Origin of the sequence: Microbacterium sp. NPDC078814 (genome assembly GCF_040702645.1) — a bacterium.
Lineage (GTDB): Bacteria > Actinomycetota > Actinomycetes > Actinomycetales > Microbacteriaceae > Microbacterium.
This window is the reverse complement of record NZ_JBFBLT010000004.1, coordinates 109873-136217: the sequence shown is the minus strand read 5'-3', so window position 1 is coordinate 136217 and position 26345 is coordinate 109873. Positions and strand designations below refer to the sequence as shown.

The 26345-nt window shown below is 69.3% G+C and carries 32 protein-coding genes, 1 tRNA gene and 1 other RNA gene; 19 read left to right on the top strand and 15 right to left on the bottom strand.

Features of this window, described 5'->3' with window-relative positions; genetic code table 11:
* Position 1: 1 nt before the first annotated feature.
* The gene (locus AB0300_RS09490; RefSeq protein WP_366215907.1) at positions 2-541 is read right to left on the bottom strand and encodes an NUDIX hydrolase; all 540 of its coding nucleotides are present in this window, start codon (positions 539-541) and stop codon (positions 2-4) included.
* Between the two features lie 78 nt (positions 542-619).
* Here AB0300_RS09490 and dapA point away from each other — a divergent pair, with 78 nt between their 5' ends.
* From dapA to dapF, 13 genes are all read left to right on the top strand, one after another.
* Entirely contained in the window at positions 620-1597 is a 978-nt protein-coding gene (gene dapA, locus AB0300_RS09485; protein WP_085607326.1) for a 4-hydroxy-tetrahydrodipicolinate synthase, read from the top strand.
* A 53-nt stretch (positions 1598-1650) separates the two neighbouring features.
* Positions 1651-3327 carry a ribonuclease J gene (locus AB0300_RS09480; RefSeq protein WP_025103223.1) on the top strand — a complete coding sequence of 559 codons (1677 nt, stop codon included), beginning with the start codon at positions 1651-1653 and terminating at the stop codon, positions 3325-3327.
* 91 nt (positions 3328-3418) lie between these two features.
* The gene (locus tag AB0300_RS09475) at positions 3419-6133 is read left to right on the top strand and encodes a DNA translocase FtsK (protein ID WP_102209870.1); all 2715 of its coding nucleotides are present in this window, start codon (positions 3419-3421) and stop codon (positions 6131-6133) included.
* Positions 6133-6708, top strand: a complete 576-nt coding sequence (gene pgsA / locus AB0300_RS09470) for a CDP-diacylglycerol--glycerol-3-phosphate 3-phosphatidyltransferase (protein WP_025103225.1) — start codon at positions 6133-6135, stop codon at positions 6706-6708. The genes AB0300_RS09475 and pgsA overlap by 1 nt, the downstream gene beginning before the upstream one ends.
* On the top strand, positions 6705-7193 hold the full coding sequence (locus tag AB0300_RS09465) for a CinA family protein (RefSeq protein ID WP_366215906.1): 489 nt from the start codon (positions 6705-6707) through the stop codon (positions 7191-7193). The genes pgsA and AB0300_RS09465 overlap by 4 nt, the downstream gene beginning before the upstream one ends.
* A 141-nt stretch (positions 7194-7334) precedes the next feature.
* Positions 7335-7643 (top strand): helix-turn-helix transcriptional regulator, encoded by a 309-nt coding sequence (locus AB0300_RS09460; protein ID WP_025103227.1) that lies wholly within the window; start codon positions 7335-7337, stop codon positions 7641-7643.
* 18 nt (positions 7644-7661) lie between these two features.
* Entirely contained in the window at positions 7662-7886 is a 225-nt protein-coding gene (locus tag AB0300_RS09455; RefSeq protein WP_025103228.1) for a DUF3046 domain-containing protein, read from the top strand.
* A gap of 260 nt (positions 7887-8146) precedes the next feature.
* Positions 8147-9193, top strand: a complete 1047-nt coding sequence (gene recA / locus AB0300_RS09450) for a recombinase RecA (protein ID WP_025103229.1) — start codon at positions 8147-8149, stop codon at positions 9191-9193.
* Between the two features lie 389 nt (positions 9194-9582).
* Positions 9583-10056: a regulatory protein RecX gene (locus tag AB0300_RS09445; RefSeq protein ID WP_366215905.1), complete on the top strand. Its 474-nt coding sequence runs from the start codon at positions 9583-9585 to the stop codon at positions 10054-10056.
* Positions 10057-10105: 49 nt separating this feature from the next.
* Complete coding sequence (miaB, locus tag AB0300_RS09440) at positions 10106-11650, top strand: tRNA (N6-isopentenyl adenosine(37)-C2)-methylthiotransferase MiaB (RefSeq protein WP_060921069.1); 1545 nt, start codon at positions 10106-10108, stop codon at positions 11648-11650.
* Complete coding sequence (gene miaA / locus AB0300_RS09435; protein WP_025103232.1) at positions 11647-12558, top strand: tRNA (adenosine(37)-N6)-dimethylallyltransferase MiaA; 912 nt, start codon at positions 11647-11649, stop codon at positions 12556-12558. The genes miaB and miaA overlap by 4 nt, the downstream gene beginning before the upstream one ends.
* Before the next feature lie 34 nt (positions 12559-12592).
* A complete protein-coding gene (locus AB0300_RS09430; RefSeq protein ID WP_025103233.1) occupies positions 12593-13141 on the top strand; it encodes a dihydrofolate reductase family protein in 549 nt (182 codons plus the stop codon).
* A gap of 9 nt (positions 13142-13150) precedes the next feature.
* A complete protein-coding gene (gene dapF, locus AB0300_RS09425; protein WP_085607334.1) occupies positions 13151-14023 on the top strand; it encodes a diaminopimelate epimerase in 873 nt (290 codons plus the stop codon).
* An 18-nt stretch (positions 14024-14041) separates the two neighbouring features.
* Here dapF and AB0300_RS09420 read toward each other — a convergent pair whose 3' ends face one another.
* Positions 14042-14683, bottom strand: a complete 642-nt coding sequence (locus tag AB0300_RS09420) for a methyltransferase (protein WP_366215904.1) — start codon at positions 14681-14683, stop codon at positions 14042-14044.
* Positions 14684-14749: 66 nt separating this feature from the next.
* Here AB0300_RS09420 and hflX point away from each other — a divergent pair, with 66 nt between their 5' ends.
* Positions 14750-16261, top strand: coding sequence for a GTPase HflX (gene hflX / locus AB0300_RS09415; RefSeq protein WP_366215903.1), 1512 nt, complete (start codon positions 14750-14752; stop codon positions 16259-16261).
* A gap of 10 nt (positions 16262-16271) precedes the next feature.
* On the opposite strand, the gene AB0300_RS09410 is transcribed toward hflX, so the two are convergent.
* Entirely contained in the window at positions 16272-16937 is a 666-nt protein-coding gene (locus AB0300_RS09410; RefSeq protein ID WP_366215902.1) for an SIMPL domain-containing protein, read from the bottom strand.
* Positions 16938-17079: 142 nt separating this feature from the next.
* Here AB0300_RS09410 and ssrA point away from each other — a divergent pair.
* Positions 17080-17449, top strand: a transfer-messenger RNA (tmRNA) gene (gene ssrA, locus AB0300_RS09405).
* A 129-nt stretch (positions 17450-17578) separates the two neighbouring features.
* Positions 17579-18085 carry a hypothetical protein gene (locus tag AB0300_RS09400; RefSeq protein ID WP_194088841.1) on the top strand — a complete coding sequence of 169 codons (507 nt, stop codon included), beginning with the start codon at positions 17579-17581 and terminating at the stop codon, positions 18083-18085.
* A 26-nt stretch (positions 18086-18111) separates the two neighbouring features.
* Here AB0300_RS09400 and AB0300_RS09395 read toward each other — a convergent pair whose 3' ends face one another.
* Positions 18112-18456, bottom strand: coding sequence for a hypothetical protein (locus tag AB0300_RS09395; protein ID WP_085607350.1), 345 nt, complete (start codon positions 18454-18456; stop codon positions 18112-18114).
* A 211-nt stretch (positions 18457-18667) separates the two neighbouring features.
* Here AB0300_RS09395 and AB0300_RS09390 point away from each other — a divergent pair, with 211 nt between their 5' ends.
* The gene (locus tag AB0300_RS09390; protein ID WP_062634870.1) at positions 18668-18895 is read left to right on the top strand and encodes a DUF2188 domain-containing protein; all 228 of its coding nucleotides are present in this window, start codon (positions 18668-18670) and stop codon (positions 18893-18895) included.
* 67 nt (positions 18896-18962) lie between these two features.
* Entirely contained in the window at positions 18963-19277 is a 315-nt protein-coding gene (locus AB0300_RS09385) for a hypothetical protein (protein WP_126893058.1), read from the top strand.
* Between the two features lie 56 nt (positions 19278-19333).
* Here the strand turns inward: AB0300_RS09385 and AB0300_RS09380 are convergent, their stop codons facing one another.
* From AB0300_RS09380 to AB0300_RS09370, 3 genes are all read right to left on the bottom strand, one after another.
* Positions 19334-19510 carry a hypothetical protein gene (locus AB0300_RS09380; protein ID WP_153244977.1) on the bottom strand — a complete coding sequence of 59 codons (177 nt, stop codon included), beginning with the start codon at positions 19508-19510 and terminating at the stop codon, positions 19334-19336.
* A gap of 94 nt (positions 19511-19604) precedes the next feature.
* Positions 19605-20153 carry a hypothetical protein gene (locus AB0300_RS09375; RefSeq protein WP_366215901.1) on the bottom strand — a complete coding sequence of 183 codons (549 nt, stop codon included), beginning with the start codon at positions 20151-20153 and terminating at the stop codon, positions 19605-19607.
* Positions 20154-20169: 16 nt separating this feature from the next.
* Positions 20170-20967, bottom strand: a complete 798-nt coding sequence (locus AB0300_RS09370; RefSeq protein WP_366215900.1) for an inositol monophosphatase family protein — start codon at positions 20965-20967, stop codon at positions 20170-20172.
* A 155-nt stretch (positions 20968-21122) separates the two neighbouring features.
* On the opposite strand from AB0300_RS09370, the gene AB0300_RS09365 reads away from it, so the two are divergent.
* A tRNA-Lys gene (locus AB0300_RS09365) sits at positions 21123-21195 on the top strand.
* A 220-nt stretch (positions 21196-21415) separates the two neighbouring features.
* Here the strand turns inward: AB0300_RS09365 and AB0300_RS09360 are convergent.
* The 8 genes from AB0300_RS09360 to AB0300_RS09325 form a co-directional block, all read right to left on the bottom strand.
* A complete protein-coding gene (locus AB0300_RS09360; protein ID WP_025103251.1) occupies positions 21416-21691 on the bottom strand; it encodes a hypothetical protein in 276 nt (91 codons plus the stop codon).
* Between the two features lie 29 nt (positions 21692-21720).
* Positions 21721-21990, bottom strand: a complete 270-nt coding sequence (locus AB0300_RS09355; protein ID WP_126893022.1) for a hypothetical protein — start codon at positions 21988-21990, stop codon at positions 21721-21723.
* Positions 21991-22054: 64 nt separating this feature from the next.
* A complete protein-coding gene (locus tag AB0300_RS09350) occupies positions 22055-22396 on the bottom strand; it encodes a hypothetical protein (RefSeq protein WP_025103253.1) in 342 nt (113 codons plus the stop codon).
* A gap of 145 nt (positions 22397-22541) precedes the next feature.
* A complete protein-coding gene (locus AB0300_RS09345) occupies positions 22542-23234 on the bottom strand; it encodes an SOS response-associated peptidase (RefSeq protein ID WP_085607360.1) in 693 nt (230 codons plus the stop codon).
* Between the two features lie 78 nt (positions 23235-23312).
* A complete protein-coding gene (locus tag AB0300_RS09340; protein ID WP_025103255.1) occupies positions 23313-23795 on the bottom strand; it encodes a YbaK/EbsC family protein in 483 nt (160 codons plus the stop codon).
* A 22-nt stretch (positions 23796-23817) separates the two neighbouring features.
* A complete protein-coding gene (locus tag AB0300_RS09335) occupies positions 23818-25056 on the bottom strand; it encodes an MFS transporter (RefSeq protein ID WP_025103256.1) in 1239 nt (412 codons plus the stop codon).
* The gene (locus tag AB0300_RS09330) at positions 25053-25490 is read right to left on the bottom strand and encodes a MarR family transcriptional regulator (RefSeq protein ID WP_025103257.1); all 438 of its coding nucleotides are present in this window, start codon (positions 25488-25490) and stop codon (positions 25053-25055) included. The genes AB0300_RS09335 and AB0300_RS09330 overlap by 4 nt, the downstream gene beginning before the upstream one ends.
* A 35-nt stretch (positions 25491-25525) precedes the next feature.
* Positions 25526-26314: an IclR family transcriptional regulator gene (locus tag AB0300_RS09325; protein WP_025103258.1), complete on the bottom strand. Its 789-nt coding sequence runs from the start codon at positions 26312-26314 to the stop codon at positions 25526-25528.
* Positions 26315-26345: the final 31 nt, after the last annotated feature.

Below are 26345 nucleotides of genomic sequence, written 5' to 3'. Positions count from 1 at the left end.
GTCAGCGGAACCGCCCGAGACGGATCCCGGCGAGGGCGATGGCGGCGATCGTCTCGCCGTCCGTGATGCGGCCGTCGGCGATCATCCGCAGGACCTCGCCGAACGCCACCCACTCCACGGTGTCGATGCCCTCCTCCGCGCGGCTGTCGACCGCATCGTCGACGCGCTCGATCTCCCGGGCCAGGAAGACGTGCTCCGTGGCCTCCGCGACGCCGTCGAGCGCGTGGGTCGTGCCGAGGAGCTCCCACCGGAGCGCCCGGTACCCGCACTCCTCGAGGAGCTCGCGTTCCGCGGCGGCACGCGGGTCCTCGCCGTCGGTGCCGCCGGCGGGCACCTCGACGGACGGGCCGATCGTGTAGCGATCGACGGTGACCAGGCAGACTCGGTCGTCGGCGTCCATCGCGACGATGAACACCGCCGGGTTCCGCACCGTCATGACGCCGTAGACGCCCCGGCCACCCGGTCCGGTGACGTCGTCCTCCCGGACGCGGATCCAGGCGTTCTCGTAGGTCGTGCGTGAGGCGTGCGTGATCCAACCCATGGTGCGAGCCTACGGCCGACAGGGGAGGAGGACCGGACCCGTCCGCGACAGCGGCATCCGACCCGATACGCTGGACGCATGACGCACTCGGGCAACCCCTTCGGACAGGTTCTCGTCGCGCTCGTCACTCCGATGACGGCCGACGGCGAAGTCGACTGGCCCGCCGTCGAGAAGCACATCGATGACGTGATCACCGCAGGCGCGGACGGCATCGTCGTGACGGGAACGACCGGCGAGACCTCGACCCTGACGGACCCGGAGAAGCTCAAGCTCGTCGAGGTCGGCAAGTCCGTCTCGTCGGGACGCGCGAAGATCATCACGGGTGGCGGATCGAACGAGACCGCGCATGCGATCGAGCTGTACAAGGCCAGCGAGAAGGCCGGCGCCGACGGCATCATGATCGTCACGCCGTACTACAACAAGCCGACGCAGGCGGGCATCCTCACGCACTTCCGGCTCGTCGCCGATGCGACCGACCTGCCGGTCATCCTGTACGACATCCCCGGGCGGACCGGTGTCCCGATCAAGTACGAGACGATCCTCCGGCTCGCCAAGCACCCGAACATCCTCGCGGTGAAGGACGCCAAGGGCGACTTCTCCGAGGTGAGCCGTGTGCTCAACCAGACCGACCTCATGTACTTCTCCGGTGACGACGCGAACGTGCTGCCGCACCTGTCGATCGGGGCGACCGGCCTCATCGGCGTGACGGCGAACGTCGCCGCCGCTCCGTACCGGACCATCATCGATGCGGTGAACCGAGGCGACCTCGCCACCGCGACCGCCGAGCACAAGCGGCTGGAACCGCTGGTCCGGGCCGTCATGACGCACGTCCCCGGCACGGTCGCCGCGAAGTACATCCTGCACGGGCTGGGCCGCATCTCCAGTCCGCGTGTCCGCCTTCCCCTCGTCGGCCCGGAGGAGTGGGAGGCCGCCCTCATCGAGGACGAGCTCGATCTCGTCAGCGGCGTGCCGGGGGCGGACTTCTCGAACTTCCGGCCCGACCGCAACGCGGCCGCGGGCGGCGCCCTGCCGAAGGTGCACGGCACGACGCGCTGAGCCGCGTCACCCTGAACGAACGGACGCGTGGAGTGTCCGACTGAGGAGACAGCATGTCCATTCCCCTGGCCGAACCGTCCGCTCTCGACGAAGGGACGCTCCGGGTCATCCCGATCGGCGGCCTGGGGGAGATCGGTCGCAACATGACCGTGTTCGAGTACGCGGGCAAGATCCTCATCGTGGACTGCGGGGTGCTCTTCCCGGAGGAGCACCAGCCCGGCGTCGACCTCATCCTCCCCGACTTCGAGCCGATCCGTGACCGTCTCGACGACATCGTGGGCGTGGTGCTGACGCACGGGCACGAGGACCACATCGGGGCGGTTCCGTACCTGCTGCGGCTGAAGAGCGACATCCCGCTGATCGGCTCCGGACTCACGCTCGCCCTCGTCGAGGCGAAGCTGAAGGAGCACCGCATCAAGGCCTTCACCCTGACCGTGAAGGAAGGCCAGCACGAGAAGGTCGGGCCGTTCGACCTCGAGTTCGTCGCGGTGAACCACTCCATTCCGGACGCGCTGGCCGTCGCGATCCGCACCCCCGCGGGCATGGCCCTCGCCACCGGCGACTTCAAGATGGACCAGCTGCCCCTGGACGGCCGCATCACCGATCTGCGCGCGTTCTCGCGCCTGGGGGAGGAGGGCGTCGACCTCTTCCTCGTCGACTCCACCAACGCCGACGTCCCCGGCTTCACGCCCACGGAGCGCTCCATCGGCCCGGTCCTCGACCAGGTCATCGGCAAGGCTCCGCGCCGCGTGATCGTCGCGAGCTTCTCCAGCCACGTGCACCGCGTGCAGCAGGTGATCGACGCCGCGCACGCGCACGGGCGTCGGGTCGCGTTCCTCGGCCGCAGCATGGTCCGCAACATGACGATCGCGGAGCAGCTCGGCTACCTCAAGGTGCCGGCGGGCGTGCTGATCGACTTCAAGAAGGCACGCGACCTCCCGGACGAGCAGATCGTCTACATGTCGACCGGTTCGCAGGGCGAGCCGATGGCCGTGCTGAGCCGCATGGCCAACATGGACCACGCCATCGAGGTGAGCGAGGGCGACACGGTCATCCTGGCGTCGAGCCTCATCCCGGGCAACGAGAACGCCGTCTACCGCGTCATCGACGGGCTCACGAAGCTGGGCGCGAACGTCGTGCACAAGGCCAACGCGCGGGTGCACGTGTCGGGGCACGCCGCGGCCGGCGAGCTGCTCTACTGCTACAACATCCTCAAGCCGAAGAACGTCCTCCCTGTCCACGGGGAGTACCGGCACCTGATCGCCAACGCCAAGCTCGCCCAGGACACCGGGATCCCCGAGCAGAACACGATCATCGCCTCCAACGGCACCGTGATCGACCTGAAGGACGGCGTCGCCCGGGTGGCCGGGCAGCTCGACCTCGGGTTCGTCTACGTCGACGGCTCGACCGTCGGCGAGATCACCGATGCCGACCTCAAGGACCGTCGCATCCTCGGCGAGGAGGGGTTCATCTCGGTCATCGTCGTCGTGGATGCCGCGACCGGGCGCATCATCTCGGGGCCGGAGATCCACGCGCGCGGCGTCGCCGAGGACGACGCCGTGTTCGACGACGTCGCTCCGAAGATCGTCGCCGCGCTGAAGGAGGCGTCCGGCAACGGCGTGCGCGACACGCACGCGCTGTCGCAGGTCGTCCGTCGGACGATCGGCCGCTGGGTGAACCAGAAGCTGCGTCGTCGCCCGATGATCGTCCCTCTCGTCATCGAGGCCTGACCCTCGGATCACGGCGTGCCGTCGCGCGCCGTGATCGTCGAGTTCCGCGTGGTGACGCGGAGATGTCGGTCGCGGGTCGTACCGTGGAGGCATGGCCAGGAGCAGCACCAAGACCGAGCGCGCCTCGACGAGCGCCCCGTCGCGCCCCAAGCGGCAGGCGGCTCCGAAGGCGCAGCCCGCACCCAAGAAGTACATCGACGAGGCGGACAAGCCGCCCGTCGCCGCGCGCGCCTGGAACGGGCTCGCGCACGGCGTCGGCGGACTCTTCCGGGCCTTCGGGCCGGAAACGCTGCAGAAGGACGACCGCAGGGACGGATTCCCGTTCCTGCTGGTGATCCTGGCGGCGCTCGGTGCCGTCAACGAGTGGTTCTTCATCGGCAACGAGGTCGCGGCGAACATCAGCGCCTACTCGGTGGGGCTCTTCGTCGGTCGGGTGGCCTTCATCATGCCGGTGCTGCTGCTCCTCCTGGCGGGATGGCTGTTCCGGCATCCGTCGTCCGTGCACGACAACGGGCGCATCGGTATCGGCTTCGGGATGTTCGTGCTCGCTCTGGCGGGGATCTTCCACGTCGCCGGCCCTCGTCCCCACCCGAACCAGGGCATGCCCGCGCTGAGCGAGTCCGGTGGCCTGCTCGGGTGGCTCGTGGGCCAGCCCCTGACGTACCTCACCGACATCCCGGCGTACCTCATCCTCGGGCTGCTCGCCGCCCTGAGCATCCTCATCCTCACGAAGACCCCGCCGAACCGCATCGGTGCCCGGCTGGGAGATCTCTACGCGTGGATGTTCGACGCGGAGCGCCCGGAGAAGCCGGCGAAGGACACCGCGGCCGCGGTCGACGAGGCCGACAAGGTCGACGACCCGGACGTGCTGCCCTGGTGGCGACGCAACAAGACCGGTCGCGAGGAAGACCCCGACGAGGGCACGCTCGCGTCCGACGACATCACCGCGCTCCTGTCCACCACCGAGGCCACCCCCGCATACGACCAGGCCGTGACGGTGGCGAACCCGTACGACGCGGCGACCGAGGTGCTCAGCGACGTGCGCTCCGTGACCGACGCGCTCGCGGAGCAGCAGACGACCGCGCTGCTGGACGACGAGTCGGACACCGGCGAGATGCCGGAGCTGCCCGGACTGGACGGCTTCGGCACCGAGGGCCCCGGCGACCGCGGTCCGCAGGCCCCCGTGGCCCCCTACATCCTCCCGTCGCCGGGTGTGCTGTCCGAGGGACCGCCCTCGGTGGCCCGCTCGGAGGCGAACGACCGCATCGTCGAGCAGATCACCAGCGTCCTCGACCAGTTCAAGGTCGACGCCAAGGTCACCGGCTTCTCCCGCGGTCCGACGGTCACGCAGTACGAGGTCGAGGTCGGCCACGGCGTCAAGGTCGAGAAGATCCTGCAGCTCAGCAACAACTTCGCCTACGCGGTCGCCTCCAACGACGTGCGCATCCTCTCGCCGATCCCCGGCAAGAGCGCGATCGGCATCGAGATCCCGAACACCGACCGCGAGACGGTCGCCCTCGGCGACGTGCTGCGGTCGGCGGCCGCGCAGAAGAGCACGCACCCGCTCACGATCGGCGTCGGCAAGGACGTCGGCGGCAACTTCGTCGTCGCCAACCTCGCGAAGATGCCGCACCTCCTGGTGGCGGGCTCGACGGGGTCCGGTAAGTCCAGCTTCGTGAACTCGATGATCACCAGCCTGCTCATGCGGGCGCGCCCGTCCGACGTGCGCATGGTCCTCATCGACCCGAAGCGTGTGGAGCTGACGAGCTACGCCGGTGTCCCGCACCTGATCACCCCCATCATCACGAACCCGAAGAAGGCCGCCGAGGCGCTGCAGTGGGTCGTGAAGGAGATGGACATGCGGTACGACGACCTCGCGTCGTTCGGCTTCCGCCACATCGACGACTTCAACCGCGCCGTGCGTGCGGGGGAGGTGGAGGTGCCCCCGGGCAGCGAACGGGTGCTCAAGCCGTACCCGTACCTCCTCGTCGTGGTCGACGAGCTCGCGGACCTCATGATGGTCGCCCCGCGCGACGTCGAGGACTCGATCGTCCGCATTACGCAGCTCGCCCGCGCCTCCGGCATCCACCTGGTGCTCGCCACGCAGCGCCCGAGCGTCGACGTCGTCACCGGCCTCATCAAGGCGAACGTGCCGTCCCGTCTCGCGTTCGCGGTCACGAGCGTCACCGACAGCCGCGTGATCCTCGACAGCCCCGGCGCCGACAAGCTCATCGGACAGGGTGATGCGCTCTTCTCGCCCATGGGCTCGTCGAAGCCGTTCCGACTGCAGGGTGCGTGGGTCGACGAGAAGGAGATCGACGCGGTCGTCAAGCACGTCACGCGTCAGGCGCGTCCCGAGTACCGTGCCGACGTCCAGGAGGCGATGGAGCCGGCGAAGAAGAAGGAGGTCGACGAGGACATCGGCGACGACCTCGAGCTCCTGCTCGCGGCGGCCGAGCTCATCGTCTCCTCGCAGTTCGGATCGACGTCGATGCTGCAGCGCAAGCTGCGGGTCGGCTTCGCCAAGGCCGGACGCCTCATGGATCTCCTCGAGTCGCGCGAGGTCGTCGGTCCCTCGGAGGGCTCGAAGGCGCGCGATGTGCTCGCGACCCCCGAGCAGTTGCCGCAGGTCATGGCGAAGCTCCGCGGCGAAGACGTTCCGTCGGCTCCTGCGGCTCCGGCTGCGCCCGCCGCCGCAGCGGTGCCGCCGGCCGAACGGGACCCGTTGGAGGCGCAGTACGACGGCCTGCCGGTCGTCGAAGCGGAGGGCGACGAAGACGCCTGGGGCCTGACGGGACGCGATTGATGGCGATCCCTCGGCAGCTCCCCAACGCCATCACGGTGGCGCGCATCCCGCTCGCCGTGGTGTTCTTCGTCCTCCTGCTCGTCGGCGGGACGTACGGCCTCGCCGATCTCACCGTGCGCTGGATCGCCGCCGTCCTCTTCATCGTCGCCATCTCGACCGACTGGGTCGACGGCTACCTCGCACGTCGCTACGACATCGTCAGCGACTTCGGCAAGCTCTGGGATCCGATCGCGGACAAGCTCCTCACCGGCGCCGGATTCGTCGGGTTGGCGATCCTGGGCGAGGTCTCCTGGTGGATCGTCGTGATCATCCTCGTCCGCGAGTGGGGGATCACCATCCATCGGCTGGTCGTCGCGAGCGAGCACGTTGTCGCGGCCGCCTGGATGGGCAAGATCAAGACGGCTTTCCAGGGGGTCGCCCTCGGCTGGGCTCTCCTGCCGCTGCACGTGTTCATCGGGCTCGGCCCGTGGACCGTCGTGACGACCGTCCTCATGGTCATCGTGCTCGTGCTCACCGTCGTCAGCGGGATCGACTACATCGTCGCGCAGGTGCGCGGCGCGCGTCAGAGCCGATGAGCGGCACGACACCGGCCGAGGCTCTGGACGCTCTGCGTGAGCGAGGCTGGACCGTCGGTGTCGCGGAGTCGCTCACCGGCGGTGCGGTGTGCGCGGCGCTCGTCGCGGTTCCCGGCGCCTCCGCCGTGCTCCTCGGCGGCGTCGTCGCCTACGCCACCCCCGTCAAGCACACGCTGCTCGACGTCGACACCGACCTGCTGGAGCGATACGGGCCGGTGCACCCGGAGGTCGCGCGGCAGATGGCTGCCGGAGTGCGCGACGCCGTCGCGGTGGATGGTCTCCCCGCCGATGTCGGGGTGTCCACCACGGGGATCGCGGGCCCGGAGTCCCCGGATGGGCAGCCCGTGGGCACCGTCCACATCGGCGTGGTCACCCCGACAGTGAGCCGGACCCGACCGTTCCACTTCGAGGGGGACCGCGACGCGGTGCGAGCACAGACGGTCGCGGCGGTCCTCGATGTGCTGGCCGCTGCGCTGCGGGAATAGCGGCCCGCCGCGTCATGTTGATACGGATGTGCTCACATTTAAACCACAGAGTGCAAGGGTAGATTCTGTGCAAGCCAGGAGGACTAGACTGGCCGTCTCTTCGAGGGAGACCTCGATTCACGAACTGCGGAGGAGGTTCCGATGATTCTTGTACGACAGGAGATCGGCGACGTGCTGAGGGACTTCCGTCTGCAGAAGGGGCGGACGCTCCGGCAGGTCGCGAGCAAGGCATCCGTCGCTCTCGGTTACCTCAGCGAGGTCGAGCGCGGACAGAAGGAGGCCTCGAGCGAGATCCTCGCCTCGGTGGCAGAGGCGCTCGACGTCCCCATCTCCACGATCATGCGCGAGGTCGGGGACCGCATCTCGGTGCTCGAAGGCATCCAGGTCTTCCCGGACGTCGTTCCGGACGACCTGGTCGCGTCCGTGGAGCCCGAGCTCTCGCTCCGCTGACACTCGGAGATCACCCTGATGCGACGCAGTGAGTTCCTGCGCGCCGTCGACGCCGAGTTCCATACCCGAGCATCTTCTCTGGTGAATGACCTCGTGCTCTCCGGCATGGGGGGACGAACGGCGCTCGAGGCTCTCGAAGCCGGGGTACCTCCGCGCGACATCTGGCTCGCGCTCTGCGCCGACATGGATGTCCCCGAATCCCGTCGCCACGGCGTGGGGCGTCTGGAGCCGCGCGGCCGGTGACGGCGGCTTCCCGGGTGTGCGGAAGTCCGACACGCCGAACGTGCGTGTTGTCGAAAATCTGTTCGAACCAGGCGTAGTCTTCTGCACAAGTGGTCAGACGGTTCTGGTCCCCACGATCCCCGGCTCCTCGACGCAATGTCGGAGGCCCGCCGTACCGTGAGGTCCAGGCTGAAAAGCCATACGCCTTGTCGGAGAGTTCCTTCCGCCGGAAGAGCCGCGACAGCCTACAGGCGGCAGCACACGCGCAGAAGGAGCACACCATGCCATCACCCGCCGACCGCGAGAAGTCCCTCGAGACCGCCCTCGCCCAGATCGACCGCCAGTTCGGAAAGGGCTCGGTCATGCGGCTGGGCAGCGATGAGCGTGCCCCTGTGGCCGTCATCCCCACCGGCTCCATCGCCCTCGACGTCGCCCTCGGCGTGGGAGGTCTGCCGCGTGGCCGCATCGTCGAGATCTACGGCCCGGAGTCCTCGGGTAAGACGACGCTGACGCTGCACGCCATCGCCAACGCCCAGCGGGCCGGCGGTATCGCGGCATTCATCGACGCGGAGCACGCGCTCGACCCCGACTACGCCGCGAAGCTCGGCGTCGACATCGACGCCCTTCTCGTCTCGCAGCCCGACACGGGTGAGCAGGCTCTCGAGATCGCCGACATGCTCGTGCGCTCCGGTGCCATCGACCTCATCGTCGTCGACTCGGTGGCGGCCCTGGTGCCGCGTGCGGAGATCGAGGGCGAGATGGGAGACTCCCACGTGGGTCTCCAGGCCCGCCTCATGTCGCAGGCGCTGCGGAAGCTCACCGGTGGTCTGAACCAGACGAACACGACGATGATCTTCATCAACCAGCTGCGCGAGAAGATCGGCGTGTTCTTCGGCTCGCCGGAGACCACTGCCGGTGGTAAGGCGCTGAAGTTCTACGCCTCCGTGCGTATGGACATCCGCCGCATCGAGACGCTCAAGGACGGCACGGACGCCGTGGGTAACCGCACCCGCGTCAAGATCGTCAAGAACAAGATGGCGCCGCCCTTCAAGCAGGCGGAGTTCGACATCCTCTACGGCGTCGGCATCTCCCGCGAGGGCAGCCTGATCGACTTCGGCGTCGAGCACGGCATCGTCAAGAAGTCGGGATCGTGGTACACCTACGACGGCGATCAGCTGGGCCAGGGGAAGGAGAACGCGCGCACGTTCCTGCTCAACAACGCCGACATCGCCCTGGCGATCGAGAGCCAGATCAAGCAGAAGCTCGGTATCGGCGGCCCGGCCGCCGCTCCGGGTGCTGATGAGCTGGCCGAGCGTCGCCCGGCCTGATGAGTGACCAGCGTGGGGGCGATTCCGAGCGGATCGCCCCCATCATCCCTCTCTTCGGCGGACCCACGCGTGCGGAGCATCCAGCCGCAGGCGGTGCAGACGAGTCGTCGTCCGCACCGCCTGCGCGGTCGGGGCCACCCGCGGACGCGGCGGGACTCTGGCGCTCGACGTGGCACGAGCCCACGTCGGCAGGGTCCCCGTCGGTCGACGACGGTTCTCCCAGCGCGAGGCACCCCGCCCGGGGTGCCTCGGCGCGGGCCGCTTCCCGGGGCGGGAAGACCACCACATTGCGCGCCGTCGGCGATACGTCCCGGTCGACCGGAGGGGGAGAGGGCACGGAGAACGGCCCCTCGGCGGCGGAGATCCGAGCGACGGCGGAGGAGTCGTTGGTGCGGAAGCTCCGCACGCGGTCACTGTCCGTCTCCGAGGCCCGGCTGGTGTTGAAAGGGCACGGGCTTGCGACGGACGCCGTCGAAGACGTGATCGACGACTTCGTACGGCGCGGATACCTCGACGACGCCGTGCTCGCCGAGCTCCTCGTCACGTCCGGCGTCGAACGCAAGGGCCAGGGGCGGGTCGCGTTGTCTCGTGCGCTCGCGCAGCGGGGCATTCCTCGTGACGTCATCGACGCCGCGCTCGACGAGCTGCCCGACGACGATGCGGAGCGGGCCCTGGAGTTCGCCCGGACCAAAGCGCGTTCGATGGGACGCCTCGACCCCGACGCGGCGCTCCGCCGGTTGATCGGGCAGCTGTCGCGCCGCGGGTACGGGGGATCGGTCGCCATGAACGCGGCGAAGACGGCGCTGCGGGAAGCCTCGTTCGGCGGGGGCGTCTCCGGCGTCCGGTTCGTGGACTCCGACTGACGGTTCGCACGCGATCGGCTCTCGACGACGCTCGTACAATGGGAGCATCATGACTATCCCCCGCAGTGAACCGACGATCATCAGCGCGTCGTCGGCGGCCGTCGACGATGACGGGCGCCAGCGATCCTACGAAGTGCGCACCTTCGGCTGCCAGATGAACGTCCACGACTCCGAGCGTCTGTCCGGGTCCCTGGAGAGCGCCGGCTACATCCGCGCCGAGGCCGGGGCCGAGGCTGACGTGGTGATCATCAACACCTGCGCCGTCCGGGACAACGCCGCCGGGAAGCTCTACGGGACGCTCGGGCACCTGGCCGCCGTCAAGCGCCGCAAGGCCGGGATGCAGATCGCCGTCGGCGGCTGCCTGGCGCAGATGGACAAGCAGGCCGTGCTCGACAAGGCCCCCTGGGTCGACGTGGTCTTCGGCACGCACAACATGGGATCCTTGCCCGGCCTCCTCGAGCGCGCGCGCCACAACGGTGACGCCGAGCTCGAGATCCTCGAGTCCCTCGAGGTCTTCCCGTCGACGCTTCCCACCAAGCGCGACTCCGCACACAGCGGCTGGGTGTCGATCTCCGTCGGCTGCAACAACACCTGCACCTTCTGCATCGTCCCGAGCCTCCGGGGCAAGGAGAAGGACCGTCGCCCGGGCGACATCCTCAACGAGATCCGTCTGCTGGTGGAGGACGGCGCCATCGAGGTGACGCTCCTCGGGCAGAACGTGAACTCCTACGGGGTGGAGTTCGGGGATCGTCAGGCGTTCGGAAAGCTCCTCCGCGCCGCCGGCGAGATCGAGGGGCTCGAGCGCATCCGCTTCACGAGCCCGCATCCCGCCGCCTTCACAGACGACGTGATCGACGCGATGGCGGAGACGCCCGCCGTCATGCCGCAGCTCCACATGCCGCTGCAGTCGGGGAGCGACCGGATCCTCAAGGCGATGCGTCGCTCCTACCGCAGCGAGCGCTTCCTGGGCATCCTGGACCGCGTCCGCGAGCGCATCCCGCACGCGGCCATCACGACCGACATCATCGTCGGCTTCCCCGGCGAGACCGAGGAGGACTTCGAGGACACGATGCGCGTCGTCGAGCAGTCGCGCTTCTCCGGAGCCTTCACCTTCCAGTACTCGATCCGCGAAGGCACCCCTGCGGCCACGATGCCGGACCAGGTGCCCAAGGACGTCGTGCAGGCTCGCTATGACCGGCTGATCGCGCTCCAGGAGCGCATCTCGCTCGAGGAGAACCAGAAGCAGGTCGGCCGGGAGGTCGAGGTTCTCGTGTCCACGGGCGAAGGCAAGAAGGACACGGAGACGCGTCGCCTGACCGGGCGGGCGCAGGACAACCGGCTCGTGCACTTCGAGGTCACTCCCGGGTCCGAGCTGCCGCGCCCAGGGGATGTCGTCACGGTGACGGTGACGCACGCCGCGCCGTTCCACCTCCTCGCCGACGACCCGACGGGTGCCCCGCTCCGCATCCGTCGGACGCGTGGTGGCGACGCCTGGGATCGGGGACAGGCCGAGTCGTGCGCCGTGCCGGCACCGAGCGACGGCGCTCCGCGCGCCGTCTCCCTCGGCCTGCCGACCCTCCGCGTCGGAGTGTGACCGCGCCTCGGCTCTGGGCCGTCGTCGGCGCGACCGGCACGGGGAAGAGCGATCTGGCGCTCGATCTCGCCGAGGAGCTCCGGCGGCGCGGCAACCCGGCGGAGATCGTCAACGCCGACGCTATGCAGCTCTACCGCGGCATGGACATCGGCACCGCGAAGCTGTCGGTCGCCGAACGTCGCGGCATTCCGCACCACCTCTTCGACGCGCGAGAGGTGACGCAGGACGCTGCCGTGGCCTGGTATCAGCCGCTCGCACGAGAGGCCGTGCAGCAGATCCACGCGGCGGGAGGGGACGCGATCCTCGTCGGTGGATCGGGACTCTACGTGTCGAGCGTCGTCTACGAGTTCCACTTCCCGCCCCGGGACCCCGCCATCCGCGAGCGTCTCGAGCAGGAACTCGATCGCGAGGGTGTCGGGTCCCTGCTCCAGCGGTTGCGTGAGCGTGATCCGGGGGTCGCGGCCCGAGTGGACCCGCGCAACGGGAGACGCGTGATCCGCGCGCTCGAGATCATCGAGCAGGGGAGCGCGACGCATGGTGCCGTCCTCCCCGAGACGCCGACGCTCTGGTATCCGCACACGCGTCTGATCGGGCTGCACGTGGATCGGGGCGAACTCGTCGCCCGCCTCGATGCGCGTGTGCGTCGGATGTGGGAGCACGGCCTGGTGGCCGAGGTCGCCGGGCTGCGGGACCGCGGTCTGGAGCGCGGGACGACAGCCCCGCGGGCGATCGGATACGCACAGGCGCTCGCACAGCTGGACGGTCGCTCCACCGCCGAAGAGGCGATCGCCGAGACGCAGGCTCTCACGCGACGCTATGCACGTCGACAGGTGTCGTGGTTCAAGCGCTACCCGGAGCTGGAGTGGGTGACGCCACCCGTGGCCGTCGCCGACCTGTTGCGGGACTGACCGCGATGTCGGTGGCCCGTGCGAGCATGCGCGTATGGCCACTCACTACTTCACCGCGTCCAGCCTGGACGGCTTCATCGCCACTGCCGAGCACTCCCTGGACTGGCTGCTGAGCCAGGACATCGACATGGAGGGTCCGATGGCGTACCCCGCCTTCGAGAAGAGCATCGGTGCGCTGGTGATGGGGGCATCCACGTTCGAGTGGGTCATGCGCCATGAGGAGGGCCGCTGGACGTACACGCAGCCCACGTGGGTGCTGTCGCATCGTGACCTTGCGGTGCCGGCCGGGGCCGATGTCCGGGTGACGAGTGCCGACATCCGCGACGTGCACAGCGCGATGCTCGACGCCGCGGGTGGCAAGGATCTTTGGGTGGTCGGCGGGGGAGACCTCGCCGGGCAGTTCGCCGACGCGGGGCTGCTGGACGAGGTCTGGGTGCAGTACGCACCGGTGACCCTCGGGAGCGGCGCCCCGCTGTTGCCGCGGCGGCTCGATCTGGAACTGATCGAGGTGGCTCGCAACCGCAGCTTCCTCTGCGGGCGCTATCGCGTCGCACGGCCGGGCGCAGGGTCGTCGGCTCCCTAGACTGGTCCCATGGTCGCATTCACCAAGGGGCACGGTACCGGCAACGACTTCATCATCATCGCCGACCCCGACGGGCAGCTGGAGTTGACGGCGGAGCAGGTCGCCGTGCTCTGCGATCGTCACTTCGGCATCGGCGCGGACGGCGTGCTGCGCGTCGTGCGCTCGTCCGCGATCCCGGAGGGTGCAGCCGCCCTGGCAGAAGAGCCGGATGCCGAATGGTTCATGGACTATCGCAACGCCGACGGCTCCGTCGCGGAGATGTGCGGGAACGGGATCCGGGTCTTCGCCCACTACCTCGTCCGCTCGGGTCTCGCGGCGATCGAGCCCGGCAGCACGCTCCCGATCGGCACCAGAGCCGGCGTCCGTGACGTCACCCGCAGCGTGAGCGGCTATCAGGTCGACCTCGGCGCGTGGAAGCTGTCGGGAGACGACCCGCTGGTGCGCGCGGACGGGCTGACCGTCACCCGTCCGGGACTGGGCATCGACGTCGGGAACCCGCACGTCGTGGTGGCACTGGCCTCGGACGCGGAACTCGGACTGCTGGAACTCACCCGCACGCCGGAGCTGGAGCCGGCTCCGCCCGCGGGAGCCAACGTCGAGTTCGTGGTGCCCGGTGAGCCCCTCGTGCGCGACGGCATCGGGCACGTGCGGATGCGTGTCTTCGAGCGCGGCGTCGGCGAGACACTGAGCTGCGGGACGGGTGTCGCCGCCACGGCTCTCGCTGTGCGCTACTGGGCCGGCGCACAGGCCCCCGACAACTGGCAGGTCGAGGTTCCCGGCGGCACGCTCGGAGTTCGCATGTTCCCCGCCGAAGACGGGGAGCACGTCGCCCTGTCCGGGCCCGCGCAGCTCGTCTATCAGGGTGAGGTCGACCTCGTCTGAGGTCGCGGGGCGGACCTCTCAGACGAGGGCGATGGGCTCCGTCGGCGGTGTTCCGTGCTTGCGCACCTTGAGGATGCGGTACCCCTTGCCGGTCGCCGTCCGGAAGACGCTGTAGCCGGGCTGGAAGGTCGCCGCGATCCAGCGCTGCAGGGAGTCGGCGCCGAGGTTCCGCTGGACGACGAGCCACGCATCGCTGCGCTCGTCGAGCCTCGGGATCCACTTCTCGAGCAGACCGTGCAGCTCGTTCTTCCCCACCCGGATCGGGGGATTGGATCGGATCGTGCGGAAGGTCACGTCGGCGGGAACATCTTGGGGCAGTGCAGCGTTGACATTGGTGAGGCCGAGGGCTGCGGCGTTGCGACGCACGAGGTCCAGAGCCCGCTCGTTCACATCGACCGCCCAGACGGTCGCGTGCGGAGCGGCCAGCGCCATCGACAGGGAGATCGGCCCCCACCCGCTGCCGAGGTCGAGAAGATGACCTCCCGGTGGAACCGGAGGCATGTTGGCGAGAAGCACTGCGGTGCCGGCGTCGAGTCGATCCGGGCTGAAGACGCCACCCGCGGTGGTCACTTCGAGCTCACGTCCTGCCAGGGATACGCGGATCTTGCGCAGGTTCTCGGGGCTAGCCGGGGCCGCAGTGAAGTAGTGGTCGGACCCCATACGGTGAGCGTACCGGACGGCGCGGGCTAAGGTTAAGGCTCGCGAGGAAACCAGAGACAGGAACGGATGACGGAGACGAAGACACCCTCCACCGACGACCAGACGGTCGACCGCGTGCTGGCGAACGCAGAGAAGCGCTCGGAGGTGCGGATGTTCGGCGCCGCGCAGGCGCTCCAGGACGAAGCGACGGCCGCGCACTCGACCGCAGACGGCGACCAGTGGGACCTCGAGGACCGGCATGCGCTGCGGCGTGTGGGCGGTCTGTCGACGGAGCTCGAAGACGTCACCGAGGTCGAGTATCGCCAGCTGCGGCTCGAGAACGTCGTGCTCGTCGGCGTGTATCCGCAGGGCGCCCAGGAGGACGCGGAGAACTCGTTGCGCGAGCTCGCCGCGCTCGCGGAGACGGCAGGCGCCGTCGTGCTCGACGGCGTGCTGCAGCGCCGTCCGCACCCGGATGCCGCCACCTACCTGGGACGCGGCAAAGCGCAGGAGTTGAAGGACATCGTCGCCGCCGTCGGCGCCGACACCGTGATCGCCGACACCGAGCTGGCCCCCAGCCAGCGTCGTGCGCTCGAAGACGTCGTGAGGGTCAAGGTGATCGACCGGACCACCGTGATCCTCGACATCTTCAGCCAGCATGCCAAGAGCCGAGAAGGTAAGGCCCAGGTCGAGCTCGCGCAGCTCGAATATCTGCTGCCGCGCCTGCGCGGCTGGGGTGAGTCGATGAGCCGCCAAGCCGGTGGACAGGTCGGCGCCGGAGGCGCGGGCATGGGCTCGCGCGGACCCGGTGAGACGAAGATCGAGCTCGACCGCCGACGCATCCGGACGAAGATGGCGCTCCTGCGCAAGCAGATCCGCGACTTCGCTCCCGCGCGCGAGGCGAAGCGGGCCGAACGCAAGCGCAACACCATCCCCTCCGTCGCCATCGCCGGGTACACGAACGCCGGGAAGTCGAGTCTGCTCAACGCGCTGACGAGCGCGGGCGTGCTCGTGGAGAACGCGCTGTTCGCGACCCTCGATGCGACCGTCCGTCGGTCCGAGACCGAAGACGGCCGGGTGTACACGCTCACCGACACGGTGGGATTCGTGCGCAACCTGCCGCACCAGCTCGTCGAAGCCTTCCGCTCCACGTTGGAGGAGGTCGGTGACGCGGACGTCGTGCTGCATGTGGTCGACGGCTCGCACCCCGACCCGGCCGGCCAGCTGCAGACCGTGCGCGACGTGATGGGCGATGTGGGCGTGCGCGACATGCCGGAGATCGTCGTCTTCAACAAGGCCGACCTCATCCCCGAGGACGAGCGGCTCGTGCTGCGCGGCCTGGAGCCGCAGGCGCACTTCGTCTCGTCACGGTCCGGCGAGGGCATCGTCGAGCTCCGCGCGGCGATCGAGGAGGCGCTGCCGAAGCCGGCCGTCGAGCTCCACGCCGTGATCCCGTACGACCGCGGTGACCTCGTCGCGGCGATCCACGAGACCGGGATGCTGCTGTCCGTCGAGCACCAGGAGGCAGGGACCGCGGTGCACGCGCACGTGTCCGAGCGTCTCGCCGCCGACCTCGCGGCCTACGTCGTCAGCGACTGACGGCGGAGGCTCAGCGAGCGAGGAAGCGCGCCTCGACGGTCGCCGTGAGGACGATGTCCTGCGGCTCGTACTCCATGGCCGGCGCGGTGTCGGCCGCGAAAGCGACGGCACCGCGCGCCTTCCCCAGCGGTGTGCCGGGCGTCGGCGCCGTGGTGGAGAGCAGGCCGGTATCGGCGATCTCCAGGGGAGCCACGTCGGCGAGGCCGAGCGCGGCGGCGTAGGCCTCGGCTCTCGTCACGGCCACGTGGACGGCCTGCGTGGCCACCTCTCGTTCCACGCGAACGCGGGTCTCGGGGGTGAGGTGCCAGTCGACACCGCCGACCTCGACGCCATCCCAGGCGGAGATGTCGGAGATCCAGACCGACAGCTCCGACGCCTCGGCGAAGGTCGCGGTGACGTCGATGCTCGCGTAGTAGACCGGGGCGAGACGCTTCCCGTCGGCGTTCCACGGGCGCTCCGCACGGACCGAGAGGCGGGTGCTGCTCCAGTCGAGAGCGGAGCCGGCTTCCACGCGGCCCACGATGCTGGTCCGCACGGGCTCGGCCAAGCGCATCACATGGTCGACGACCGCGGCGCGGTCCGGCCCTTCCGCGCGGACCGCGACGTGGGCGGTGGCGCGCTCCGGAGCCAGACGGGCCTCGTGCTCGCCGCGGACGGTGACAGTCACATCGCTCATGGCGCCGACTCTACGCGACCTCCGCGGGCGGCGTGGAATGGCGACGCGGGCGGGAACGTTGTATCCTGTGATGCTCGGGTGCTCGTCGTCCGAGGCTGACAATTCCACAGTGTGACAGCGGCTCCTTCGAGAGAAGGACCACGGGGCTGATCGGTTTCGACAGCGCCTGTGAATCCACGAGAAGCGGGCCGAGGATGCAGAGTTATCTCGTAAACGCTCTCTGCAAAACAATAGTTGCCGAATCCAAGCGCAACGACTTCGCCCTCGCTGCCTAAGCGAGCCCGATAGTCCGTCAGACCGTATGTGATTCCGATACGGATCCTGGCGTCATCTAGGAATCTTGCTGCGTGACGGCGTCTGGACGTCACGTGGGACTCTTCCCAGGCTGGGCTCGTCGACTTAGGTGTCTGTGACAAAGGTCGGAGCCGAGCAGAACGCTTCCACAGACTGCGCCCGGAGAAGGCGTGGAGACTCAGCGTTGGACGGGGGTTCGATTCCCCCCAGCTCCACCAGGTCGCTGTCACACAGAACGAGGCCCGCCTCCCTGGTCATGTATCCGGGGAGGCGGGCTTCTTCGTGTCGGGGAACGGGCCGCAGAGACCCCCGCGGGGTCGGAACGTCGAGCTGGCTACGATGGGAAGATGTCGTCCGAACCCCGCCCGCCCGTGCGGAGCCGGCGCCGCACCGGCTGGCTCGTCGCGGTGATCGCGGTGGTGGTGGCAGCCGTGCTCCTCGTCGCCGCAGCGTGGGTGCTGGGGCGGAGGGTGGACCTCGTCACGAACGTGACCATCGCGCTGAGCTATGTCGGCGACGACGGGCGGACGTACTCGTGTACCTACGACTACAGGACCCCGCACCGCGCGCCGATGCCCCCGGAGATCGCGGAAGAGATGAACGACCGCGATTGGTCTCAGACGGGCCAGCTCATCTACGAATGGGCGAAGACCCATCCGGCCGAGTCGTGGTCCACAGAGGACGAGCTTCCTGCCGACGACCCCGGATCGACCAGAGCAGACAGCTCGTGGGCACTCGCGCTCGACCGCTTCATCACCTTCCCACCGTGGACGATCGAGACCGCGGAGGGACCCGAGTACGCGCTCTGGTGGGAAGCCCGCCGGGGAAGCGACTGCGAAGACGGCCTGCGATAGGCTCCGCGGCTGGTGACCGCGGTCGACTATGCGGTCACCCAGCGGACGCCGTCGGCGTCGGGGGCGAAGCGGCGCCCGGCGTCCGTCTCCAGCTCCTCCATGAGCGGGATGATGACGCTCCACAGCGCCCAGTGCTCCGGCGTGCCTTCACCACCTTGTGCCCTCCCTTCCCACCGGGCGGCTGCCGGAAGCGGAACGCGGAAGCCGAACCGGGTCCCCGTCGAGTCGGTGACCTCTGCGCTCAGCGACCCCGCTCCGGCCGCCAACTGCGTCAGGGTGAAATCCCGGGGGACGATGAGTGTTCCCCGCCCACGGTCCCAGGCCTCGCGGACCGCCGTCAGGAACGGCCCCGCGATGATGTCGGTCGTCATCAGAAGTCTCCTTCCCCGATCGGCGGGACAGCGCCCGCCCGTTCGACTCCCTCATCGCGATGATCGCAGGCGGAGTGACCGGATGTCTGTCCCCTCTTCGGGGGACGCGACCGATGCGCGGTGCGCGTACGACCGAACCGGCGCGCGCAAGGGGGTCGGAGGCGACTGCGGTCGCGCGGTACCAAGGGGGTCCACGACGAAGGGAGACGCCATGCCGAAGGGCGATGTCGACACGTTCCACCAGGAAGGCGGCTGGTTCAATCGCGTCCAGGGCGAGGTGAACACGTTCAGCGGGCCGCATGACACGAAGGACGAGGCGGTCGCCGTCGGTCGGGAGACGGCTCGGGCGCGTCAGGTCGAGCACCTCATCCGACGGGAGGACGGCACGATCGGGGAGCGGAACAGCTACGGCAACGACCCGAGGGACGTCCGCGGCTGAGACGCGGGTGGGGAGGCGCGGCATGACGGCCCTGGTGGCGGAGTCGGGCGAGGCCTACCATTCGCACATGGGGTTCATCATGTACGACAGCACGAGCCAGCTCCACATCGAGGACCGCGCGCTCGCGCACCTCAAGGTCGTGATCGCGACGAAGCTCCGACGCAACGAGAGCTTCACGGTGTCGTGGACCCACCCCGAGGGCGATGCGTACGGACGCTCCACGATCTGGCTGCATCCGTCGATCCCGCTGCGCTTCACGTTCGAAGGGCGGGAGCCGCCCAAGCTGAACCCGAAGTGGATCGACGACCTCATGCAATCGGCGAACTCCACCGGAGGCATCACGCTCGTCGACGAGATCGTCCAAGGCTCCACGGCCGAGTGACGGCGAAGGAGCCCCACCTCGTGCGAGGCGGGGCTCCTGGCATCGGGGCGGCAGACTCAGTGCGAGCGGTCGGGGTCCTCGGCGCGCACGTCGCCGCCGTCGTCATCCGATCCGTCCGTGGGCGGAACGGTGCGCGGCTCGCCCTTGTTGTCCTCGGCGCCGAGGTTGTCGTTCTCCTCGGGGCCGGGGGAGGGCTCGGTGCTGATGTCGTTGCGGTCGCTGTCGTTACCCATGCGCATTCCTTTCCTCGACGGATGTCACCAGCCTCGTCCGTCTGCGGCCTCAGGCCCAGCGGCTTGACAACACCAGCCCGAGTGGTGTGCGGCGTCAGCGCTGTCCCTCGATGAGGAGGAGTCCCTGCTTCGTGTCGGCGACCTTCACCCAGCCGTCCCCGAAGAGATACGTCATGCCGTACCCGTCCTCGTCCGTGCTCATGGCGAACTGCGGGTCCTCGGTGACGTACGTGCCCTGAGCGTCTTCCTCGCTCCGCCACCCCTCCTCCTCGAGGCCCGCCTGTGCGCGCTCCGCCTCCTCGGCGGACAGGGGGGACCAGCCGTACATCTGACCGTGGTCCGAGGGCACGCTGAAGTCCGCCCAGAGGCAGAGGAGTCCCTGTGTCAGCTCGACGTCCCCGACGCGGAACTCGCGTGGCTCTGCCGTCCAGCCGGCGTCGGTGAGGGCCGCGACGGTGCCTTCGGAGATCATCGACTCGCACGTGAGCTCGTCCCCGCCCGGTGTCGCGCTCGCGCCGCCGTCTCCCGTGGGAGCGGCCGAGCCCGGCGCCGACGGCTCAGGGGTGCCGCCACCCGTGCACGCCGTCAGGGCGGCTCCCGCGAGCACGAGACCGGTCAGGATCGCGAGTCGTCGGGTGGTCATCGTGGCCTCGGGGTGGTCAGTCGTGCAGGAGACGGAGGAACTCGTCGTGAAGAGTGCCGTTGGTGGCGAGTGTTGAGCGGGCGGAGATCGTCTCGGAGCCGTCGAATGCCGTCATGCGCCCGCCGGCCTCATTCACGATCGCCACAGCCGCTGCGATGTCGTACTCCTTCACATCGAACTCCGCGACCGCCTCCAGTCGTCCTTCGGCGAGGAGCATGTAGGCGTAGACGTCGCCGTACGCCCGATCGCGCCAGACGTGCGCGCTCAGGCGCAGCAGGGCATCCAGCTGTCCGGCGTCACGCCACTGCGCGATGCTCTGGAAGCTCACGCTGGCCTCGTCCAGCGAGGAGACGGTCGAGGTGGCGAGACGGCGCTCGGTGCGGTCGCTGACGGTCCAGGCGCCATGTCCGGCTGCCGCCCACCAGCGTCGACCGAGGGCGGGCATGCTGACCACGCCGACGCGCGGCACGCCGTCGATCGCGAGGGCGATCATCGTGCCCCACAGCGGGACACCGCGGAGGAAGTTCGCGGTGCCGTCGATCGGGTCGATGATCCACTGCCGGGCGGTGCTGCCCTGAGCGCCGAATTCTTCGCCGAAGATGCCGTCGTCAGGACGTTCCTCCTCGAGGATCCGGCGGATCGCCCGCTCCGTCGCCAGGTCGGCGTCCGTCACGTGCGAGTGGTCCGCCTTCGTGGAGATCTCCAGGTCGGCGGCGTCGAAACGCGGGAGCGACTGGGCATCCGCGGCGTCGGCTAGGCGGAGGGCGAGCTGGAGATCGGCGCGCAGGTCGGCGGCGTCGGGAGTGGCGGTCACGCTCTCAGGATAGTCGCCGCCCCGACGGCGCCCGCAGAGACCATCGGCCAGGATGAGGGGGCGAAACGCCCGAGCCACGCCCGGGCCGCGCTGGATTTCGTGTCGGCGCCAACCGCTGGTAATGTAATTCCTCGGTCGGGGTTATCCCGGGCCACGCACCTCTAGCTCAATCGGCAGAGCAACTGACTCTTAATCAGTGGGTTCAGGGTTCAAGTCCCTGGGGGTGCACGGAACAAGCCTCAGAGATCTCGCCATCTCCGGGGCTTTTTCTCTGCCTGTTTCGGGGCTGGATCGCTCAGGGCGGGATCGAAACCGTGCCTCTCGCGGCCGGGAAAACCGTGCCTCTCGCGGCCGGGAGAGGCACCTTTCGAACCGGCATGGGGCGGAGGCGACGACCTGCCGACGCGGGGATCGGAAACGCGCGCTGTGGCGGCGGGTGGCGCGCGCGTCAGGCCCGGCGGACCGAGAGCAGCTGCCAGCCCTCCGGGACCTTCGCCTCGATGCCCGCCATGTCCTCGGCCTCGATCTGCTCGACGCCGTCGACGCGCTGGAACGTCCCCGTGGCCTCCATCTTCGCCTCACCCTTGAGCATGCGCACCGGGGCGGAAGTGAGCGCGTAGCCCGGCTCACGATGAGCATCGAGCTGGGCGTGGACGTCTTCGAGGGATGTCCCGGTGACGTCGACGGTCATGGATCCTCGGGGGCGGATGAGGGCGACAAGCATCCGTCCAGTCTACGAGCGGACCGTGCTGCTCAGAGATCCCAGTCGAGCGTGGAGCGCACGTCGATGGGGGCATCATGGCCGGCGTCCTCGCGGATCAGGTAGACGACGACGCGCGACTGCGCGGTGATGAGCACGCTCGTCAGAGCGTCGCCGGTCGCCAAGTCGATGAACGTCGGTTGCGAGCGCGCCGCCGCCTCGATCCGAGACATGAGGTCCGCGACATCCGTGCTGCGAGGCAGGAGGAAGTCGTGCCCATCGATCTCGATGTGCGTCGTCGTCATTCCCGTCTGGTTCCCCATGGGCTCCACGGTACGAACCACCTCGATCCCCGACAAGAGGGGTTGAACCCCGCCGAAGAGCGTGTTAGGACCGGGTGAGAGCGCTCTCGCTGCCGTCCGGCTGCTGCTGGTCCGCGGGCTCGGGGACGAGGTACAGACCGCTCGGGGCGTTGGCGGTGAATGCGAGGGCCTCGATCCAGGCGCGGTTGACGCTGGGCTGGCGACTGCCGTGGTACTTGTACACCAGCGAGCTTCCGGCATGGATCCAGACCGTCGTCCGGCCGCCGCCCATGCTGACGTCGTCCTTCCAGGTGAAGCCGAAGGGCTCGCCACGGCGGAGCTTCGCGGTCATGACCAGCTGGATGTGAGTGAGAGCGCGGTCTTCGATGTCGACCTTGACGCTGTTCTCGTAGATGAACTTGCCCATCGCAAGATTCCCTTCTCGCCACGGGAACCTGTGCTAAGAGGCGCGGACGCGATGACCGCTGGTGTGGGGTGTGCTCAGCGTTTCACACTTCTGCCCGTTCTCCTACCCGACCGGGGTGTCGTGCGTCGTCGCGTGTCTCCCTGTTTCAGGCCACCGGATCGAGAAGCGTGGGATCGGACGGGTCGACGGTGCGCGTGTTGCTCACCTTGCGGTCGACGACGTGTCCGCGGAGCGTCGCCGCGACATCGGCGGAGGTGTGATCGAGCATCGCCAGCGTATCGAGCTTGGTCTGCCCGGTGAGCTTCTCCGGTGTGAGCCAGGCGTCCCAGGTGTCCGGAGTCAGGAAGGCGGGCATCCGGTCGTGCACCTCCCCACCGGCATCGCGTGCCTCCCGGGTGACGACGACGAAGCAGCGCACCTTCTCTCCCTCATGCTCCATCGACCAGGTGAGGCCGGCGGCGGCGAGCAGGCCGTCCCCGTGGAGGAAGTGCGGGGTCTTGTGGCCTTTCTCGCCCGTCCATTCGAAGTACCCGCGCATCGGCACGAGGCACCGCGCGGCGGAGAACGCCGGCGCCCAGAACCCGGCGGCGAGCTTCTCCATCCGTGCGTTGATCAGCGGGGCGCGCTGCGGACGGTTGGGAGGACTCTGCCAGTCCCACCGCACGAGTTCGAGGATGCGGCCCTCACCGCGGTCCCGGACGATCGGGGCGCTCTCGGTGGGCGCGATCGAGTAGGCGCCGTGCCAGGACTTCCACCAGTCCTCCGGGCGGCCGCCCTCGGCGACGAACTCCCTGATCAGCTCGTCCGTCGCCGCGTCGTTCGCGAATCGTCCGCACATGTCATCGCCTCCGTCTCGCCGGTCGCTCGCGCCGCGGCCGGCATCGCCTCCATCATGGGGCATGGCGCGGACATCGGGTCAGACGACCTCGATCACCGTGCCGGCGGTCAGATCCGACAGCTGGGCGAAGGTCAGCGGCATGACGGTGTGCGGGTGGCCCGCCGCCGCCCACACCACGTCGTACACCTGCAGCGCGCTGTCGATGAAGGTCGGGAGGGACGTGGGATGGCCGACGGGCGCCACTCCGCCGATCGCCTGTCCGGTGGCGTCGCGCACGGTGGCGGGCGGTGCCATGACGACCTCGCTCGCCCCCACGCTTCGCGCCAGGACGGCGAGGTTCGCCCGGTGCCCGCCGCTGGTCATGACGAGGACGGGGCGGCCGTCGGCGAGGAAGACGAGACTGTTGGCGATCGCGGCGACGTCGCAGCCGATGGCGGCGGCCGCCTCGGCGGCGGTGCGCGCCGAGTCCGGAAGAACCCGGATCTCGGTCTCGACACCGGCCGCGAGGAGGTGTTCCTGCACCCGTCGGCTGCGCTCGGGGAGGGGAGGAGCGTCGGTCATGCCCCCACGGTAGCCGAGCAGGTCAGCCGGCGTCACCGACGAGGATCGCCGCCGCGTCCTCGGCGGTCGCATCAGCCGGCTCGTCGTCGATGTGCGCGAGGACCTTCCGGCCGAGGAGGATCGTCAGCGCGGCCAGCAGGACGGCGGCGGCGGCGAAGAGGTACGGCACGGTGGCGCTGAACAGGTGCCACAGCAGGGCGGCGATCGGCGGGGCCATCGCGCCGCCGAGGAAGCGGACTGCGGAGTAGGCCGAAGAGGCGACGGAGCGGGGGAGGTCTGTCGCCTCCATGACGGCTTCGGTCAGCACGGTGTTCATGATGCCGAGGAGCAGACCGCCGACGATGATGCACACGACGAGAGCGGCCGGTTCGGCGACCACGAGTCCCGCGACCACGAGATCGACGGCGAGCAGGGGCAGCACGGTGAGGATCACGTGCGTCCGCGGCATCCGGCGCATCAGCACCGGCGCGACCCACACGCTGGTGATCGCGAGGGCGACACCCCAGCCGAAGAAGGTCAGGCCGATGCCCATCGCGCCGAAGCCCAGGGGGAAGGGCGAGAACGCGAGCAGCACGAAGAAGCCGATGTTGTAGAACAGGGCGGCCACGGCGAGGATCGCGAGCGCGGGACGGCGCAGGGCCGTGAAGGGGGCGGAAAACTTCACCGGCGTGCGCTTCTCGCCCGGACCCCGCAGCAGCACGAGCACGGCGATGAAGGCGATGGCCATCAGGGCCACGACGCCGAAGAACGGGCCGCGCCAGCTCTGCTCGCCGAGGATGCCGCCGAGCAGGGGACCCACGGCGATGCCGAGGCCGAGTGCCGCCTCATACAGCACGATGGCCGCGCTGCTGCCGCCGGATGCGGCGCCGACGATCGTGGCCAGCGCCGTCGAGATGAACAGCGCGTTGCCCAGCCCCCAGCCGGCACGGAAGCCGATGACCGCGTCGACGCTGCCGCTGATCGCGCAGAGGAAGGCGAACACGACGATCAGGCCGAGACCGACGAGGAGGGTCGCCTTGGCGCCGATCCGGCTGGAGATCCAGCTGGTGACGAGCATCGCGAGGCCGGTGACGAGGAGGTAGCTGGTGAACAGCAGTTCCGTCTCGACCGGCGTGGCCTCGAGGGACTCCGCGATGGCCGGGAGGATCGGATCGACGAGGCCGATGCCCATGAAAGCGACGACGCACGCGAAGGCGACGGCCCATACCTGGGCCGGCTGCCGCCAGACCGAGGGGGCGGGTGTAGCGGGGGCGGTGTTCAACGGATGTCTCCTGTCCGGTCGGCAGAGGTGCGGGCGGCGAGGATCTCGGCCGCACGGGTGAGGGCATGCCAGTCGTCGTCGTCGAGGTCGGCGAACCGCGGTGCGATCGTTTCCCGGAACTCGGAGCGCCAGGCGGCCAGGGCCGCCGTGCCGTCGGGGGTCGCGGCGACGACGGTGGCACGGGAATCGTCGGGGTCGGGGGAGCGGCGGACGAGGCCCTCGCGTTCGAGGGTGCCGAGCAACCGGGTCATCCCGGGCTGTGTCGTGCGGGCCGCCGCGGCGAGCTCGCCGACGCGACGGGGACCCGACTGGTCGAGCAGGCTGAGCACCCGCCATTGCGCGGCGGGCGCCTCGTTCCCCGCGTCCTGGGCGGCGATGCGACCCAGCGCGTAGCCCGAGAGCACGAGCGACGGGATGACCTCAGAGCGATTCATACCAGAAAGTATATACCGGCTGGTATGTATTAAGGTCACCGTCGGGCGTGCGCGATCCTCGCCGAGAGCTGATGCGCGTGAGCGAGGAGGATCCGGCCCAGCTCGGCCTGACGCTCCGGGCCGAAGCGGAAGGCGACACCGGTGAGGCTGAGCGCCCACTCCGGGCGTCCGGCGCGGTCGAACACCGCCGCGCCGAGGCCCCAGCTCCCCTCGACGATCAGGCCGGGGTTGACGGCGAACCCGCGTTCCTTCGTCTCGGCGAGGCGCTTCCGCAACGGGCGCTCGCCATGAGCGCGTCCCCAGTTCTCGACGAGCTCCGGATGGCGCTCCAGGTAGGCATCCACATCGTGGTCGGGGAGGAAGGCGAGGATCGCGAGGCCGGCGCTCGCCACGCCGAGCGGGAAGCGCACCCCCTCGCTCAGCACGAACGAGCGGATGGGGAACGACCCCTCCTCGCGCAGCAGGCAGACCGTCTCGTCCGCGCGGCGGACGGAGAAGAACGCGCTCTCCTCAGTCTTCACGGCGAGCGACCGCACGATGTCCCGGGCCAGGGCCGTCACGTCGTATCGTGCGGCGGCCACGGATCCCATGAGGAAGAGCTCGGGTCCGGGCATCCAGCGCGTGCTGTCGGCGTCGCGGTCGACGAGTCCCTCCGCGCGGAGGGCGCTGAGCAGGCGATGCGCGGTGGGCCGGGAGAGGCCGGCGCTGCCGGCGAGTTCCTGCAGGGTGGCGCCGTCGGTGCCGGCGGCCGTCACCAGTCGCAGGAGCCGCGCTGCCCGCGCGACCGCCTGAGTGCCGGGGACCGGGTTCGTCGCAGTGTCCACATAGTGGACGCTAGTGGCGCGGGCGTCCACA